At 53.3% G+C, this 15049-nt stretch carries 24 protein-coding genes; 6 read left to right on the top strand and 18 right to left on the bottom strand.

The window, feature by feature from the left end:
* Positions 1 to 41: 41 nt before the first annotated feature.
* Positions 42 to 494, bottom strand: coding sequence for a 6-carboxytetrahydropterin synthase (locus IGNI_RS04015; protein ID WP_012122925.1), 453 nt, complete (start codon positions 492 to 494; stop codon positions 42 to 44).
* 36 nt (positions 495 to 530) lie between these two features.
* The gene (locus IGNI_RS04010) at positions 531 to 830 is read right to left on the bottom strand and encodes a 50S ribosomal protein L21e (protein WP_012122924.1); all 300 of its coding nucleotides are present in this window, start codon (positions 828 to 830) and stop codon (positions 531 to 533) included.
* Between the two features lie 58 nt (positions 831 to 888).
* Between IGNI_RS04010 and IGNI_RS04005 the strand changes: the two genes are divergently transcribed.
* Positions 889 to 1974: an L-fucose isomerase gene (locus IGNI_RS04005; RefSeq protein ID WP_012122923.1), complete on the top strand. Its 1086-nt coding sequence runs from the start codon at positions 889 to 891 to the stop codon at positions 1972 to 1974.
* Here the strand turns inward: IGNI_RS04005 and IGNI_RS04000 are convergent.
* The gene (locus IGNI_RS04000) at positions 1943 to 2338 is read right to left on the bottom strand and encodes a hypothetical protein (protein WP_012122922.1); all 396 of its coding nucleotides are present in this window, start codon (positions 2336 to 2338) and stop codon (positions 1943 to 1945) included. The two genes, IGNI_RS04005 and IGNI_RS04000, sit on opposite strands and share 32 nt — an antisense overlap.
* Positions 2339 to 2351: 13 nt before the next feature.
* Positions 2352 to 3356 carry an MraY family glycosyltransferase gene (locus IGNI_RS03995; RefSeq protein WP_052570108.1) on the bottom strand — a complete coding sequence of 335 codons (1005 nt, stop codon included), beginning with the start codon at positions 3354 to 3356 and terminating at the stop codon, positions 2352 to 2354.
* A 107-nt stretch (positions 3357 to 3463) separates the two neighbouring features.
* Here IGNI_RS03995 and IGNI_RS03990 point away from each other — a divergent pair, with 107 nt between their 5' ends.
* Positions 3464 to 3730: a hypothetical protein gene (locus IGNI_RS03990; RefSeq protein ID WP_187145931.1), complete on the top strand. Its 267-nt coding sequence runs from the start codon at positions 3464 to 3466 to the stop codon at positions 3728 to 3730.
* On the opposite strand, the gene hisF is transcribed toward IGNI_RS03990, so the two are convergent.
* The 7 genes from hisF to IGNI_RS03955 form a co-directional block, all read right to left on the bottom strand.
* Positions 3694 to 4461, bottom strand: a complete 768-nt coding sequence (gene hisF, locus IGNI_RS03985) for an imidazole glycerol phosphate synthase subunit HisF (RefSeq protein ID WP_012122919.1) — start codon at positions 4459 to 4461, stop codon at positions 3694 to 3696. The genes IGNI_RS03990 and hisF overlap by 37 nt on opposite strands.
* A gap of 50 nt (positions 4462 to 4511) precedes the next feature.
* Positions 4512 to 5207, bottom strand: coding sequence for a hypothetical protein (locus tag IGNI_RS03980; protein ID WP_052570106.1), 696 nt, complete (start codon positions 5205 to 5207; stop codon positions 4512 to 4514).
* A gap of 58 nt (positions 5208 to 5265) precedes the next feature.
* Complete coding sequence (locus IGNI_RS03975) at positions 5266 to 5550, bottom strand: hypothetical protein (RefSeq protein WP_012122917.1); 285 nt, start codon at positions 5548 to 5550, stop codon at positions 5266 to 5268.
* Entirely contained in the window at positions 5547 to 6620 is a 1074-nt protein-coding gene (locus tag IGNI_RS03970; RefSeq protein ID WP_012122916.1) for a TFIIB-type zinc ribbon-containing protein, read from the bottom strand. Before IGNI_RS03970 ends, IGNI_RS03975 begins: the two co-directional genes overlap by 4 nt.
* Positions 6621 to 6626: 6 nt before the next feature.
* On the bottom strand, positions 6627 to 6827 hold the full coding sequence (locus IGNI_RS03965) for an H/ACA ribonucleoprotein complex subunit GAR1/NAF1 (protein WP_012122915.1): 201 nt from the start codon (positions 6825 to 6827) through the stop codon (positions 6627 to 6629).
* Between the two features lie 64 nt (positions 6828 to 6891).
* Complete coding sequence (locus IGNI_RS03960) at positions 6892 to 7191, bottom strand: signal recognition particle subunit SRP19/SEC65 family protein (RefSeq protein ID WP_012122914.1); 300 nt, start codon at positions 7189 to 7191, stop codon at positions 6892 to 6894.
* 7 nt (positions 7192 to 7198) lie between these two features.
* On the bottom strand, positions 7199 to 7591 hold the full coding sequence (locus IGNI_RS03955; protein ID WP_012122913.1) for a 30S ribosomal protein S8e: 393 nt from the start codon (positions 7589 to 7591) through the stop codon (positions 7199 to 7201).
* A 92-nt stretch (positions 7592 to 7683) separates the two neighbouring features.
* Between IGNI_RS03955 and IGNI_RS03950 the strand changes: the two genes are divergently transcribed.
* From IGNI_RS03950 to IGNI_RS07535, 3 genes are read left to right on the top strand one after another with little or no spacing between them, the layout of a single operon-like run.
* Positions 7684 to 8235 carry a nucleoside monophosphate kinase gene (locus IGNI_RS03950; protein WP_187145930.1) on the top strand — a complete coding sequence of 184 codons (552 nt, stop codon included), beginning with the start codon at positions 7684 to 7686 and terminating at the stop codon, positions 8233 to 8235.
* A 44-nt stretch (positions 8236 to 8279) separates the two neighbouring features.
* Positions 8280 to 9077, top strand: a complete 798-nt coding sequence (locus IGNI_RS03945) for a translation initiation factor IF-2 subunit alpha (protein ID WP_012122911.1) — start codon at positions 8280 to 8282, stop codon at positions 9075 to 9077.
* A complete protein-coding gene (locus tag IGNI_RS07535; RefSeq protein ID WP_012122910.1) occupies positions 9074 to 9268 on the top strand; it encodes an RNA-protein complex protein Nop10 in 195 nt (64 codons plus the stop codon). The genes IGNI_RS03945 and IGNI_RS07535 overlap by 4 nt, the downstream gene beginning before the upstream one ends.
* Here IGNI_RS07535 and IGNI_RS03940 read toward each other — a convergent pair.
* The 6 genes from IGNI_RS03940 to mvk form a co-directional block, all read right to left on the bottom strand.
* Entirely contained in the window at positions 9222 to 9737 is a 516-nt protein-coding gene (locus IGNI_RS03940; protein ID WP_012122909.1) for a CDP-2,3-bis-(O-geranylgeranyl)-sn-glycerol synthase, read from the bottom strand. The genes IGNI_RS07535 and IGNI_RS03940 overlap by 47 nt on opposite strands.
* Positions 9725 to 10225, bottom strand: a complete 501-nt coding sequence (locus IGNI_RS03935) for a hypothetical protein (protein WP_148202235.1) — start codon at positions 10223 to 10225, stop codon at positions 9725 to 9727. Before IGNI_RS03935 ends, IGNI_RS03940 begins: the two co-directional genes overlap by 13 nt.
* Positions 10194 to 11603: a ribonuclease FAU-1 family protein gene (locus IGNI_RS03930; RefSeq protein ID WP_012122907.1), complete on the bottom strand. Its 1410-nt coding sequence runs from the start codon at positions 11601 to 11603 to the stop codon at positions 10194 to 10196. Before IGNI_RS03930 ends, IGNI_RS03935 begins: the two co-directional genes overlap by 32 nt.
* Before the next feature lie 11 nt (positions 11604 to 11614).
* Positions 11615 to 11887, bottom strand: coding sequence for a stationary phase-response protein (locus IGNI_RS03925; RefSeq protein ID WP_012122906.1), 273 nt, complete (start codon positions 11885 to 11887; stop codon positions 11615 to 11617).
* Positions 11888 to 11983: 96 nt separating this feature from the next.
* Positions 11984 to 12592, bottom strand: coding sequence for a Reeler domain-containing protein (locus IGNI_RS03920; RefSeq protein WP_012122905.1), 609 nt, complete (start codon positions 12590 to 12592; stop codon positions 11984 to 11986).
* A gap of 63 nt (positions 12593 to 12655) precedes the next feature.
* Positions 12656 to 13621: a mevalonate kinase gene (mvk, locus tag IGNI_RS03915; protein WP_012122904.1), complete on the bottom strand. Its 966-nt coding sequence runs from the start codon at positions 13619 to 13621 to the stop codon at positions 12656 to 12658.
* A gap of 69 nt (positions 13622 to 13690) precedes the next feature.
* Here mvk and IGNI_RS03910 point away from each other — a divergent pair, with 69 nt between their 5' ends.
* On the top strand, positions 13691 to 14545 hold the full coding sequence (locus tag IGNI_RS03910) for an Mrp/NBP35 family ATP-binding protein (protein WP_012122903.1): 855 nt from the start codon (positions 13691 to 13693) through the stop codon (positions 14543 to 14545).
* Here IGNI_RS03910 and cmk read toward each other — a convergent pair.
* Positions 14526 to 15044 carry a (d)CMP kinase gene (gene cmk / locus IGNI_RS03905; RefSeq protein WP_012122902.1) on the bottom strand — a complete coding sequence of 173 codons (519 nt, stop codon included), beginning with the start codon at positions 15042 to 15044 and terminating at the stop codon, positions 14526 to 14528. The genes IGNI_RS03910 and cmk overlap by 20 nt on opposite strands.
* Positions 15045 to 15049: the final 5 nt, after the last annotated feature.

Here is a 15049-nt window from a genome sequence, read left to right as displayed (position 1 = left end):
CCCCTTTCCCTCGGGAGCCCCTCAGAAAGCGATATATAGGTTTACGAGGTGAAGGCACACTCGTCGTACGTCGCCACCTCTCCGGGCGACTCCTCCACCTCGACCTTACAACAGTCCGCGTCGATCTCGTCCTTGATGCGGGAACATACGTAATGCGCTACTATCTCTCCTGACACTATCGGATATGGTAGAACGGCCACCCTAACTCTTATTCCCAATGCCTCTTCCAAGAGCTCCTTTAGGCCCTTCGGCCCCAGCCACAGCTTGGCGTCAGTCTCGGGTACCAGCAAGCTAAAGCGCAAAGGATCTATTATATCATTGAGGGCCTCGCGCAACTTGACCGCGTCCACGACCCAAGCGCTGACCCCCTCCTTACAGACGGTGACCTTCACTCGCCAGTTGTGGCCGTGAAGGGTGCCCGCGGGGCTCAGACGGGGGTTGGTATAGTGGGCGGCGGGGAACTTCTCTTCAACGCTAATGCACGTAAGGGTCAACCCTTACCTACCACGGAGGAGGGGAGAGCTACCCTTTTACTGCTTGAAAGGCCTTAGGTGTTCTGGACGAACTATTATGGTCTTGTATACGTCGCCGTCCCTGACCTTCACTAGGTACGCCTTTCCTCGCTTGCCCACCACTTCGCCCACCTTCCCGCAGAACCTCCTGTGGGGCAAGCCCGACCATATTGCCGGGTTCGGGTCTATTATCACCTTGTCGCCCGGCTTGTAGTCGATCAGCACCAAGCTCAGCGGGGGAACAGCGCCCTTCTCCCTCACCCTTTTTCTATAAATGTGCCTAGTTCTGTGCCTCCACCCCTTCGGGGCCTTTACCAAGTCCTCATCACCCGGCAGGATTAATGAGGAAGGTTAAAACCCTTTGAGGGGGCGAGTCTTGAACGTACTGCGCGCGAGTTACCAAGGCTTGAGCGAGGAGTGCCGTGGCGATGGCGGGCTAACAGTAGTGGAGGTGCTCACCGGCGGCTCCGAAAGGTACGCGCTCGAGGCTTACGACGCGTGCAAGCCAAAGGCCTTCGCGTTGGTTGCCGGACCTTCGAGGAACGCCTTGGCTGCAGCGCTAGAGGCGGCGGCCGCGCTACCCAAGGCCGGAGTATTCTTCGTGAAGTCAGCTGAGGAGAGGGAAGAAGCGTTCAAGGTCCTCACCAGGCTGGACAAGTTCTTCGGCGCCCGGATAGCCTTGGTGGGCCAGAAGGCCCCTTGGTTGGTCGCGCCCGGGTACACGGAGGAAGATCTGAGGAATATCTTCGATGCTAAGATTGAATCCATCAAAAAGTCGTTAATAGTCGAAAAGTTCGAAGAGGTGAAAGATGACGAAGTGAAGGACTTAGTCGAGTCGATCGGAGTGGGCGCCACTAAGGTTGAAGTGAGCCGCGAGGACCTAGTCAAGGCCGCTAAGCTGCACGTGGCCCTAAGCGAGACCTTAAAGGGGTACAAGGCGCTCTCGATAAGTTGTTTCGAATTGATGAAGGACGTTGCCGTAACGCCTTGCTTAAGCGTGGCCTTGTTAAACTCCGCCAACGTGCCCACGGCGTGTGAGGGCGACACTAACTCCTTGCTTGCACAAGTTTTGAGTTACGCCGCCAGAGGGAGGGTGGGGGGCATCTTCAACTTAGATTACTTAGACGCGAAGTTGGTCGCCTTCGCCCACTGTACCGCGCCCTTGACTTTGTTAGATCGGTACGACCTCACGTATCACTACGAGACGGGCCTCCCTCTCGCGATCAGAGGGTACGTTAGCAAGGGCAAGGAGATTACTTCGATACGGCTGAGCAAGCTCGGCCACGAGCTGCTAGAGGGTCTTACCGTAGAGGGCGAGGAGCTGGACGCGTGTAGGACACAGATATGGGCTGAGCTGGAGGGCGAGCCTAGCCTCATAGGTAACCATAGAGTCGTAGTAGACGGGAGGATAAAGCGAGTCTTGTCCCAGCTCATTCGCTCCCTCGGACTCCATAAAGTTTAGCCACGTCCTTTAGGTTCCGTTCGAATTCCCTCGCCTCCCTCTCCGCCTCCTCCAAGTCCCTTAGGTACTCCTCTCGGTCGCCCTCTACGAACTCGCACTCTTTCAACATCCTCTCCCTCGTCATCGGGTTGAGCGTGTTAACTACGTAGAAGCGCGGGTCGAGGCCGTACCTCGTGTATATGTAGTCGTGCAAGTCGGCCGCGTGAAGAGAGGGCTTATCATCGAACTTAACGACTATGTTAAACGTCTTCAATATGGTGTCGTAGCAAAGCATTGCGTATCTTATTGGGAAATACTCGAACGACTTCTTCAGCGCATTTATTAACATTTTCTTTCTGATTTCGTTTAGCTTCTCCTCATCCAAGGGCGACCCGGGGTTAACTGTATAGGTACAACACTATAACGGCTAGCGCTGCTTCGACGAGAAGTATGAGCTCAACGACCTCCTTTTCCTTCGCGCACCCCTTCAAGGCTTTTAGAGCCTTCATAGCGAGGTGCGTCACGCTGTAGGGCTTGTCGTACGGAACCTCTAGGCATTCGCCCACTGGCCTTCCCCAACTCTCCTTCTCTACTCCATTCTTCTTTCCGTATAAGTATAGCGCAAGCTCCAAGAAGTAGGGTAAGAAGAGTATTAGCGCCGGGCCCTCCATGTTCCCTACTACGGCTACGGTAGCTATGACGGAGCCCACTGAATACGTTAAGACGTCGCCCGGGAACACCCTCGCCGGGTACCAATTTAGCTTCAAAAAGCCCAAGGCAGCTCCTACTGCTGATATGGATATAATTAAAGCTGCGAGGTTTCCGTGGGTATAGGCTAAAACACCCAAAGTTGAGAGTATTATTAAGGCCATTCCAGCTTCCAACCCGTTGAGCCCTGCTATCATGTTAAACGCGTTAGTGGCGCCCACCACGCCGACGGGGACGATCAAGAGGGGGTACAAGATCCCTAAGTTCAAACAACCTATCAAGGGCAAACACATAACGCTGACGCCCGCCTTTATTGCCATTAAAGGTATAGCTATGGGAAGGGTTGAGAGGACCTTAGCCCTATGACTTAATCCCTTCTTCCACCCCAAGACATCGTCAATAAAACCTATGAACGCTGCCATCAGAACCGTGTTGAGCGCCGCTAAGACGTATAGGCACCAAGAGCTCCTATCGACTAAGAACGTCCCTAGAGCGACCGACGCCAGCGCGCCCATGGAGAACCCCATTACGAAGCCCACTCCGCCGGCCTCCGGGACGTAGACGGTGTAAGGCTTGTTGACGTCGCGGCCTACCAAGTCCCTCCTCTTGGCGGCGTCTATCCACTTCAACGTTACGAAGTATGACGTTATAAGCGCCACCAAGAAGGACGTGCCGGCGAACAGCGTTGGCGTCAAAGGTCCGCGTCCCGTGGGGGGCCGGAGGCAGGTTAATCATATCGTTTTCACTTTCTCTCCCCCTAGCGCTAGGCATGGGCGTCTACTTCGGTATTGTCTATAATCCCATGCTGCTCGTAGCTACCCTCATTTCGTGGAGCCTTTACTATACCGTAGTAGGCGTCGTCGCTTCTTTTGTAGTTGATGAGGCGGGGCCCGCGATAGGTTCGCTCTTCCTTCTGCTAGTTTTAGCCTTCGTTGGCTTCGTTCACAAAATGCTGATGTCCCTCCCTATCAGCGCGTCGTACGCGTTTGAGTACTTCCTAGTAACTAAGACTATGAAGGAGCTCTACGCAGCCTACCAACAACAAGGCCTTACCGGCACTCCGCGCTGAATTAGGTATTTTTTGACATCTCCGACGGTGAACTTACCGTAGTGGAAAACGCTCGCCGCCAGTGCCGCGTCAGCCTTCCCTTCAGTTAGAACTGCGTAGAAGTGTTCGAGCTCGCCGGCGCCTCCAGAAGCTATTACCGGTATCTTGACTGCCTCGCTTACCGCCCTCGTCAGTTCTAAGTCGTACCCGTTCTGGGTCCCGTCGTAGTCTATTGAGGTAAGGAGTATCTCACCGGCCCCTAACTCCTCCGCCTTCTTCGCCCACTCGACTGCGTCCAGCCCCGTAGGCACCTTGCCCGCGCTGACGTAAACCTCCCACCCGTTTCCCTTTCTTTTAGCGTCTATCGCGACGACCACTGCTTGGGAGCCGAACTCCTCCGCGGCCGCAGTTATTAGCAAGGGGTTCTTCACGGCGGCGGTGTTTATGCTTACTTTGTCCGCGCCGGCCTTGAGCAGTTTTTCTATATGCTCCAAGCTCCGGACCCCTCCGCCGACGGTCAGGGGAATGCTGAGGTTTTCCGCAGTCCTCCTTACTACCTCAATCATCGTTTCCCTCCCTTCGGGGGTGGCGGATATGTCCAAGAAGACTATCTCGTCGGCGCCTTGTTCTTGATAGTACGCGGCCAGCTCTACCGGGTCCCCGGCGTCCCTCAAGTTCTGGAAGCTCACGCCCTTCACGACCCTACCGTCCTTTACGTCCAAACAAGGGATTATTCTCTTAGTTAGCGGCAAAGCGAGATCCTCCGAGGACGGGGACGGGAGGTAGAACGCTAAAAACGAGTTTACTCGCCCACCTTCCTAAATATTAACGCCAATACAGCCAGTATCACCATTAGGCCCGCCGCCAGCCCCGCGGGGACGTATACTGCAGCGACGTTCTCTATAGTGGTCGTTATTATGTCAGTTATGTGCTTGGTTATGAATGTTGTAGTGGTCACGGTTATAGCCTTGAAGGCGGTGAATGTACTCGTCAACACCGTGCTCTTAGTTGACGTGACGGTCTCTGTGAACCTAATCGTGAAGACGTCGATTATAGTGCTGGTTACTGTCATAACCTTGGTCAAGGTTTTAGTTACCGTCGACAAGACAGTAGTTGGTACGGTCAGCGTGGAGACGACAGTCTTAGTTATGTAGAAGGTGATGGGATGGTAGACATCGCGGTAGAGAGTGGTCGTGACGGTGCTGTAGACCGTCTTTATTATAGCGGTTATTGTAGTGAACACGGTCGTATAGGTAGTCTTAGTTACTGTAGTGTACACCACCTTTTGCCCTTGAGGAGCCACAGTGACCGTGGTGTACACCGTAGTATAGGTGGTATTAGTTACCGGCACTATTAAGGTAGAAGGATTGTTCGGTATCAGAGTGGCGGTCACGGTGGTCGTGGTGTAGGTGGTGCTGGTAACGGTGGTATACACAGTGGTCTGAGCTAACAGCAGAGGCAATATGGACAGTATGGTCAGGAACGCCCTTTTGTTCATAGGTCCTCTCCGGTATGGGAACAAACACCCTCCTTTTATCTTACTCGTAATGAGAACCTTATCTGTTCACCAAGTAGTTTAATGCTATAAGTACCGCCAACAAGGTCCAACCCAACGCTAGGATCACCTTGAAGAATTTCTTAAAACCTTCGAGGATCTCTATTAGGGCATAGAGTACAGTTAAGGTAACCATAAATATTATGAAATCGCCGTATTTGGATGCTAGAGAAGGGTTCTTAGAGAAGACGTAAAGTTGGAGGTAGTGAGCTACGACCTCGCGGAGCCTTGCGAAGAGGGTCCCGATTACGTTTATTAGAGCGTTTATTGCCTCGTTCTCGTTCAACGCCGCGACCCGTCTGCCTTCCCGGACTTCCTAGATTTATTTTTCGCGGGCTTCGCCGGCACTTCCACAATTACTAGAACGTTGTCGACTATCTCCGTGTACGCGTTTCTGATAGCGTTCGAGCCCCTACCCAAAGCCTTCGCTATCTCTTCTTGGGTCAGCATGGACTTTTGGTCTATGGCTAAGATGCGCAACGTCAAATAGATCGCGCCGCCCACGTATGAGCTAATGTACTTACTCCCCAGGCTGTCCTTCTTCGCTTTTATGAAAGCGTTGGAAATCTTATGTATAGTTTCCAGCGCGAGAGTCTTCCTCGGGAGCTGCAGCCCGGAGTGCAGCTCGAGGAAGTTGAGCAAGGCTTCTGTTACTTTGGTTAACTTCTCTCTCGTCGTAGTATTACATTTCAACACCTTCTCCTTGCTCCCCTTCGTCCCGCCGTGGACTATGGCGTCGTGCACTAATACGTAGAGCTCCTTGACCGTTTTCTGCTCTTCAGAGTCCAAGCCGAGCTTGTTAAGCACCACTTCCGGAGGTATATAAGAGCCGCACTCCTTTATCACGGCTAATATTATGGCGAGCCCTACCTTCCTCCTGTACTCTATATCCTTCTTCCTGTATTCTTTCGGGAGCAAGTCATATATCTTGTCGGAAACGGCGTGTGCGTTCGCAACTATCTGCTTACCGAGGGGAGTTCCGAAAGTCCTCGCTATGAGCGAAGAGTATTCTTCAATACCCTTCTTGACATCCGCTATGAAGCTCTCCTTGTCATCGCCTATCTTCAAGCGGCTATGGAGCTTTGCCATTTTCTTGAATCTGAAGTTGTGTATATCCTTAATATCTATGACACTTCCCAAGCCCTTGTCATGGAGGCTAACGGTCAGAGCGCCCCTGCTGACTATCGGTTTGTTATCGCTCCCGTACCCCTCGAACGAATCGAAGCTGACTTCGCGCGACTCTTGCAACACTGTCCCGCAGCTAGCGCAGACCAAATCGCCCATCTCGTTTTGAACTACGTAGGTACTCCCACAGACGGGGCACTTGAGGGTACCGCCTCCGGCGATCGCGCTCATGGACTATCACCCCGTAGTGTTGCTCTTTCGGGTTTCTCCGAGGGCTTTAGCTACGACGAAAGGCTCTTGTACCGGCCCAATGATGTCTAAAACTTTCATGATCTTGTTATCTACCTTTATCTTGTCGCCTATCCTGGGGAGTACCTTGTCTTCGAGTTTGAGGACGTAGATTCCGGTACGCGTAACCTTGTACACATGAAACTTCACTACCCGGCCCCCGTGTTATGTAGGTATTACCGCTCCCACTTATTATTCGGTTGAAACTGTTCGTCTACTTCCCGTACCTCCTCCTCCGCAGTTCCTTGGCCAGTAACGTTATCACCTCGCGCTTGCTCCCCCTCTTCTCAACTAAGACGGGGCCCTCCTTGTTCCACCACTCTCTAGGGTACTTACCCTCCAGCGGCTTGGCTTCCAAACCCAAGGCAGCGGCGACCTCTAACAGTTCCTTCTGGGAGGGCCTCGCCACCGCGAGCTCCCGGGGGACCCGACGTCCCTCCTTCCGGCTCAAGGAGGAATCGAAGTACTGTGGCCATAAAATAACGTACTTCCCCTTATACTTCTTTAACGTCATATACGCCTCACTTCCTCTCTATTAACACTGCGTTAATCACTCCGTCTTGACCCGGCCGGGAGGTGACCACCGCGACGCCCAGCTCGGTCTCTATCTTGGTTCCTTTAACAATGATGCCGTGTCTCGCTAACTCCTTATTGGCTGGAGTTTCTAGAACTCTCAGTATCTTCACCTTTTTCGCGACGTTTTCGTTGGGGTCAACCACGTTAGCATAGGCGGCATACCTGAGCCTCACCTTGATGTTACCTCCCCTTACCCTCTCTATCTTTCTCTTCTCGTTCTCAGCTAAGGTAGTGTTGGTTGGGTAACGACCCATCCAGTACTTCCTCTTGACCTTTCTGTGTCTCCTCTTCTTGCCGCCAGTTATCTTCTTCAAGTCCGGGCCGTGGTACACGCCCAACGTCGCGTCCCCGTTGCGCCCCCAGCGAGCGCTTTATTTTTTCACTCTCGCGCGGCTGTCAGCGGGGGCCGAACATAACACGCTTACTCGTGGTGACGGCCGGCCTCCCGGGGTCCGGGAAGGGCACCTTCGCCGAGGTCGCTAAAGCGTTGGGCATACCAGTAATAGTTATGGGCGACATAGTAAGGGAAGAGGCGAAGAAAAGGAATTTGGAGCTCACATCCGACAACTTGGCCAAGGTAGCCGCTGAATTGAGGGCTAAGCACGGCAAGGACGTACTGGCCAAATTGGTGATTGACAGAATAGAGAGAGAATACAAAGAGAGCTGCGTAGTCCTCGTGGACGGTTGTAGAGCCCCCGAAGAACTGGAGACGTTTAAGAGGTACACAAAGGTGATAGTCGTCGCCATCGAAGCGCCCTTCGAGCTGAGGGCGGAAAGGCTCTCCTCCAGGGCGCGCGCGGACGACCGAGGGAACGTAGTGGAAATATTAAAAAAGAGAGACGAAAAGGAGATAGAGCTTGGCGTCAAGAAAATCATGGAGATGGCAGATTTCATAATTCCTAACACTAGGGACGTAGAGGACTTCGTAGAGCGGGCGAAGCTCCTCTTGAAGGGCGTTCTCAAGGAAGCTTGTGACGCGTAACTACCATTTAACCCCGTAAACCACGAAGGAGACGAGGAGGTAAAATGCCCAAGAAGAGGTTGCCCAGAGTGGGAGAACTAGTCGTCGCGACAGTCAGAGAGGTGTTCGACTACGGCGCTTACGTCACCCTGGACGAGTATGACGACTTGGAAGCTTACCTCCCTTGGAGCGAAGTGGCGTCCAGGTGGGTTAGGAACATAAGGCAAGTCTTGAAGGAAAACCAAAAGATAGTTTGCAAAGTCATAAGGGTAAATAAGAAGAGGGGGACGGTCGACCTCTCGCTAAAGAAGGTGACGGATTCCGAACGAAAGAGAAAGATGTACATGTATAAGAGGTTTAAGAAAGGAGAAAACTTGTTGAAGTTGGTAGCCGAAGCTCTCGGCGAGGACTACGACAAGTTATACAACATGTTGGAACCCCACATCCAGAAGCACTTCGGTGACTTGCTGGGAGTGTTTGAGGAGGCCGCCTTAGGAGGGGAGGAAGTGCTAACCAAGCTGGGCATTCCGGAAGAAGTGGCAAAGGCTATAACAGAAGTTGCGAAGACTCACATAAAGATAAAGCCGGCGAAAGTAGTAGGCATGGCCATATTGCAGTCCTTCGCGCCGGACGGAGTCGACCGTATCAGGAGGACCCTCATGAGCGCTTACGACTTCATCAAGGGTGACGAGATAAACGTGAGGGTGTATACTGTGGGGGCGCCTAGGTACATGGTAGAGGTGACGGCTTTAGATTACAAGACCGCGGGGAAGACGCTCGAGGCCGTGGGAGAGAAGATCCTTGAAGAGGCGAAAGCAGAGGGGTTAGAAGTGGCTAAGTTCGAACAGGTGGGAAGGAAATGAAGTTCTTAATGAAGAAGTGTGTGAGGTGTGGCAGGTACACCTTCAAGGACGTCTGCCCGGTGTGTAACGGACAGACGACAGTACCCCACCCGCCGAGGTTCAGTCCAGAAGACAAGTACGTTAAGTACAGAGTCCTAGCCAAGCTTACCAAGGAACGTCCTTCAAGTGAAGGTAGTACGCTATCAAGTTAGTCAGCTTGTGTAGTATAACTATTATTATTGCACCCAGCGCCACCAGCTTCCACTCGGGCTTCCACCCGACTGCAATCATGAAGGCAGTAGCTCCTACGTAGAAGTCGAGTTGGTCGACCAGAGGTAGGGGAGCGCCCCTCTCCAAGCCGATTCTCCTTTTAAAGAATGAAGAGACTATATCCCCTATTAGAGCCCCGAGGACCGCCATTAGGCCGTACACGTACAAGGCGGGCGAGTCCAATAGGACTGACTCTGCGCACGCTATAGTCGAACCGAACAACATTCCGACCATTAGTCCCTCCCACGTCTTGCCGTCACCTAGCAAGCGCCTCCCGTCCCAGAACCTCTTCCCGAAGTCGAGAGGAGTGCCCCTCCCCACGAAGACCGGAGAAGCGTTGGCCACCATAGCTGGGGCGTAATACATGACGAGATACGTTATCACTTGTACTATTGCGTTTAGATAGTCCAAACCTCCACACCTCCGCCGTAGTCCACATTCATTAACACTTTCCCGCGCTTGAAGATAACTTCAATCACTACTCCGGCCCACGGCTCTACGTAGTTAAAGAAGGGCGGCCTTTCCGTGAAACCGCTCGTCCTCAGCAAGATGAAGGCCCTCCTCCCACTCCTCGCCGTGTACTCCTTCAAGTACCAAGATACAAACGCCATCATCTTCCGAACGTTCTTAATACCTTGGAGCTCCTCCGGCTCTACCACCGCGACGTTCATCTTTCTCCTCATGGCCTCGTTCAGCTTTATTATCAACTCTCTCGCGTTATTGACTTCAGTCACCAACCCCTTCTCTACGAAGTACTCCAAGTAAGCTAAGTGAGAAGGTATCAGATACACCGTCTCTTCGTCGCAGCCCAAGAGGGATGGCAGCAAGTAGAGTTTCTTGAACGGCTCTCCGTAGGCCAAGGCAACTTTAGAGTTGAGCAGAGAGCAGCTCTCGTGCATTCGCGACAACTTCTTTTATCCGGTCGGGGTGCGAGAGGAGCTTTTCAACCTCAGCCACTGCGAGCTCGCGCAAGGGGGCGGGTAAGCGGTCCAGCCCGTCTTCGTCTATTACACTCCACTCCCCGTCCTTGTGTATTATATCAACTTCCAAGTCTATGTACCTCACGTTGCCTTCCCCCACCTCCACACCGGTGTTTACGTTAACGTAAATTCCCTTCTCGTTGCCGTACTGGTCGTAGTACGCGTGTATTAGGTACCTCGAGAACGGGCTTACCAGCGTGATCATGAGGTCCCCCGGCTCCTTCACCACGTCCAAGCCGTCGTACTTTCCATAGTCCTTGCTCCTCCTCTCTAAGACCAAGTAGTTATCTACGTTCCCCCTAACCCTTGCCCTGCCCAACGAGTACTCGGCGCCGTCAACCTTCTTGTGGATTATGTTAAGGTACTTCATATCCCTTGCTAAGTCAATTATGTAGTCTATGACGCTCTCTGCCTTAACCTCGCTACTCGCTGCTATCTTATCGCCCAACTCGACGGCAGCGGCCATGCGGTCGCCCCCGGACTTGAGGCTGTGATGGTAAGGCATCGTGGGCACCACCTTCGACCGGATTTCGTCCAGGATTACCTTGTCTTCTAAGGTCAGCTCGACCACGTCCAGCCTCTCGCCGGGATAGACTTCGGTCCCGTGGTCGGCGTCCCTCGCCTTTACCATTATCTTCGTGGCCTCGTCGTAAAGCTTCTCGAGCTCCTCGAGGAGGACTTGAGGTTCGGCCTTCTTGGCTGAGCTCCTCCAGTGGACTTTTACCCCCCTCCTGACGACCTCAGCAGCCAAGTTCATTAGTAACATCTTGGTCTCCAAGTCTGTAATATGCTTAGAGAAAGTTACTCCGCTCCCCCTGCCGATCACTAGTTCTGCATAGAGCCCTATCACCCGGAAGCCCTCTTCCATCACCAATTTATCGGTCGGGAAGACCCTGGAACGCACGACCTCAGCTATTAACTTTTTTCCGTCGTAACACTCCTTCGCCTTAACCCTCACTTCCTCTTCGCCTAGTTTAGTCCTACACTCCTCGTCCACCTCGACCACATAAGCGCTGTGGAGGTTAGGCCTCGCTAAGTGGTGTACAGAATAGGGCATGCTCTTTCTGAGCGTTTGAATAACCTTATCCGTCTCCTCGGGAAACCCGATGATAACCAATTGGTCAGGGTTGTCATCCGACTGCTTGACAGTTACGTGAGGAGGCTCGGGAGAGCCCTCGTGTCCTATTCTCTCCTTGAGCTTCTTCGAGAGGTCACTCAGCTCGAGCCCCTCGTCCAATAAAACCTTAGCTACAGCCGTTGCGTAGATACCTCTTACCCTGACCCTAGGTTTTTCCATTATCGACCCCTTTAGTCCTTCACTGTCTCGAGGAGGGTTACGACGTTCCATATAGTTATTCTCGTATGTATAGGCATGTTGGGGTCTTGCACTATCTCGTCCAAAGCACTTATCGCGTTGGCCGCCCTCACGCCCGGGCTCAAGCGCTCGTTCTCTAAGTGCCTCACGGCTTCTATACAAGCCCTCCGGATGTTCCTGGGGACGGCCGGGTCGTTTATCACCCTCATAAGCATGGTCTTCGCTTGCCTGATCTTAGCCTCGTTATCATAGCTAGCCGCGCTCACGATCTCACCCCTTCGTTCGCCACGAACGAAGGCCTAAATTTAAGGGTAAGGGAAGCGTGTCGTGAAGCGAGAGACGAAAGAGTACAAAAATTACCTTTAGCCGCTCAGAGTCACAGTTATGGTCTTAGTTATAGTAACAGTTACCCAAACGGTCTTGGTTATGGTTATCACGTTACCTTGGGTGGTAGTTACCGTGGGGTTCACTCCGGGGACCGCCGGCTGTAAGACGAAAGTCTTCATGCCGAAGTAGTCGCCGAAGGGGCTGCCGTCGCCGTTGGCCGCTATTACTGCCACCCTAAAGGTTACGGGCTTCCTCTCCTTGGGGGCGACCCACTCGACGGTCCAAGTCCTCTTCATGCTACCTTCCTTAGTGTGGGTCACAAACGACTCAGTGGGCGTGGGGTGAGCTATGAAGGTGTTAGTAGGATCAACTACCTTGAACTCGCCGGCGTTCGCTTGGAGCGCGAAGCCGCCGCAAGCGGTCATGGCGGGGGTGCACTCGTTAGCGTCGGTTACCTCAATAGTTATGCGGTAGCTCTTACCGGGCTCGTAGTACTGGGGGAGGCCCTTGATTACTATGTGTTGAGGGCTGAGAGGCTTCGCGTCTTGGTGGCACATGGTACACCCAAAGTTGGGGGCGCCGTTGGACATTGCGAAGAGCGGCGCAGCTAGGAGCGCGAGGAGGAATAGTGAGGTTTTCTTCATGACGCCCTTCCCGTGTCTTGCTCACCCGTCTGGTTTTTAAAAACGGCGTAAATATAGCGATATCTATATAAGTTCGACACCTCGGGAGGGGTTCTCTACGATGAAGACCTTCTTGGCCCCGGAGGCCAAGAGCGCTGCCCTCACCGCTTTAACGTCCTCGGCCAGCGCTACGACTGCCCCGCCGCTCCCCGCGCCCGACGCTTTCGCGCCGTAAGCCCCAGCTAACTCGGCCGCGTGTATCGCATTCGATACTTCTTTGGTCACCAGTCCTAACGCCTCGAGCATGGCGTTGTTTAGCTTCATAAGCTCCCCCAGCTCCTTGAGGTCTCCCTTGATCAAGGCCTCACGGGCTTCCCTGGCTATTTTTCCCATAAGCTCGATTATGTCCTTATAGATCTCGGATCGTTGAACCTTTAAGGCCACTTCCCTCACGAGCTCAGCTGTCGTCTTCCTCTTCTCAAAAATCCCGACGACTAGCGGGAGCTGGTCCACGCTTAACCGCTCTATTTTCCACCCGCTGTCCTCCTTCTCTATCCATAAAACGCCGCCCAAGGCCGAAGCGAAAGTATCCATAGGGCTGGCCTTCCCTTGAACCTTCTTTTCGACCTCCCAAGCGAGCTTGGCGATTCCCTCCTTGTTCAGCCCGCACCTCTTTAGGGCACACGCCGCCGCTATCGTACCGACAGTTACTGCCGCGCTGGTGCCGACTCCCGCGCCCACCGGCATGGGCGACTCTATCTCCACCCTCGCGCCTTCCACCCCAATGGTTTGCAAGGCTTCAACGACGTATGAAACGTACTTCTCCATTTGTTTCCTCACCAAGTCGCCGACCTCTATTTTGTCCTTGGAAATCACTAAATCTACGCTTCTAAGGCTCACAGGGCCAGTTATTACCATTAGATCGTCGCTGAGGCTCAGCTTCACATTTATGTAAATCGGCATAGAGAATACTATGGCCGGCTTGCCGTAGACTACTGAGTGTTCCCCGAACAAGGTAACTTTGGTTGGCGCTCTAGCCGAGACGCTCAAATTTTGCCCGAAGCCACTCTATTAGACTTTTTATTTTTGTAATGCTGAGTTGCGCGGGGTTTTAGGGAGTTGAGCGCACCTCAGAAGAAGCTTCCCTTCAGGCCCATTCAAGAGATACAGAAGAGTATTGCTGATAGATTAAGCGGAATAAAGTACAAGATAGCCGTAATGAGCGGTAAGGGAGGGGTCGGCAAGTCGTTCGTCACGGCAAACCTAGCGTTTGCCTTGGCCTACAGGGGTAAGAAAGTTGTCGTGCTGGACGCGGACTTCTACGGCCCCAGCATCCCAAAAATGATGGGTGTAGAGGGACAGAGGGTTTACGCCACCCCCGAAGGCCTAATTCCGGTTACCGGACCCCTCGGAGTGAAGATAGTAAGCGTAGACTTCATGCTCCCCGACGACGAAGCCCCAGTCATTTGGAGGGGACCGATGCTCACCAATGCCATGCTGGAGCTCCTCGAGAACGTCTTGTGGGGAGAGGCCGACTACATGCTAATAGACTTGCCTCCGGGAACGGGCGACGCCCCCTTGACGGTGGCCCAAATGATCCCTAACCTGACGGGCGCGATAATAGTTACTATACCGTCGGAAGTGTCTCAAAAAGTGGTGATGAAATCCGTAAACTTCGCTAAGAGGTTGAACGTGCCCATACTCGGCATTGTAGAGAACATGTCGGGCTTCACTTGCCCGTGCGACGGGAAGACCTACCCGATATTCGGCAGCGGAGGGGGCAAGAGGGTCGCAGAGAGAGCCGGCGTGGACTTCTTGGGCTCCATACCCCTCGACCCGAGGATATCGGAGAGCAACGACAAGGGCATACCGTTCTTCGTAGAGTACCCCGATACGCCAGCCGCGAAGGCGTTCCTAAAGATAGCCGACAAAATCGTCGAAAAGGTTGAAAAGGCTAAAGTAACATCCTCTTGATTGTCTCGACCACGGCCTCGGGTCCCATCAACGCAGTGTTGACGACTAAGTCAAATATTTCCAAGCTCGCTACGTCAAACCCGTAAAGCTTTCTGAACCTTATCCACTGCACCTCCTCCCTCGAGAGGATCTCCTCCAACGCTTCTTCGTAACTTATGCCATCGCGACGGGCTATTCTCTTAGCCCTCTCTTCCAGAGGGGCCGTCAAGTAAACGTTCACGTCCGCGTAAGGGGCGGCGACCCAGCCGCCCAAGTGGGCCTCTATTACGACATTCCCCCTCCTAGCCTCCTCGAGTACCATTCTGTCTATCCTCAAGTCTATTTCTGGATCCTTGAGCGCCATCTCGTTCAACTCCAAGAGCGATACGCCGATCTCCTCAGCTAGCTTTCTGAACACGGATCCCGCGGAGACGAACCTCAAGCCGAGCTCCGAGGCCAGCTTCTTTGCCACAGTACTCTTCCCGCTACCGGGTGGTCCACTTATTACTACAACCGTCACGCCTT

The organism is Ignicoccus hospitalis KIN4/I, assembly GCF_000017945.1.
GTDB classification, from domain to species: domain Archaea; phylum Thermoproteota; class Thermoprotei_A; order Sulfolobales; family Ignicoccaceae; genus Ignicoccus; species Ignicoccus hospitalis.
This window is presented reverse-complemented; position numbering and strand designations above follow the sequence as displayed.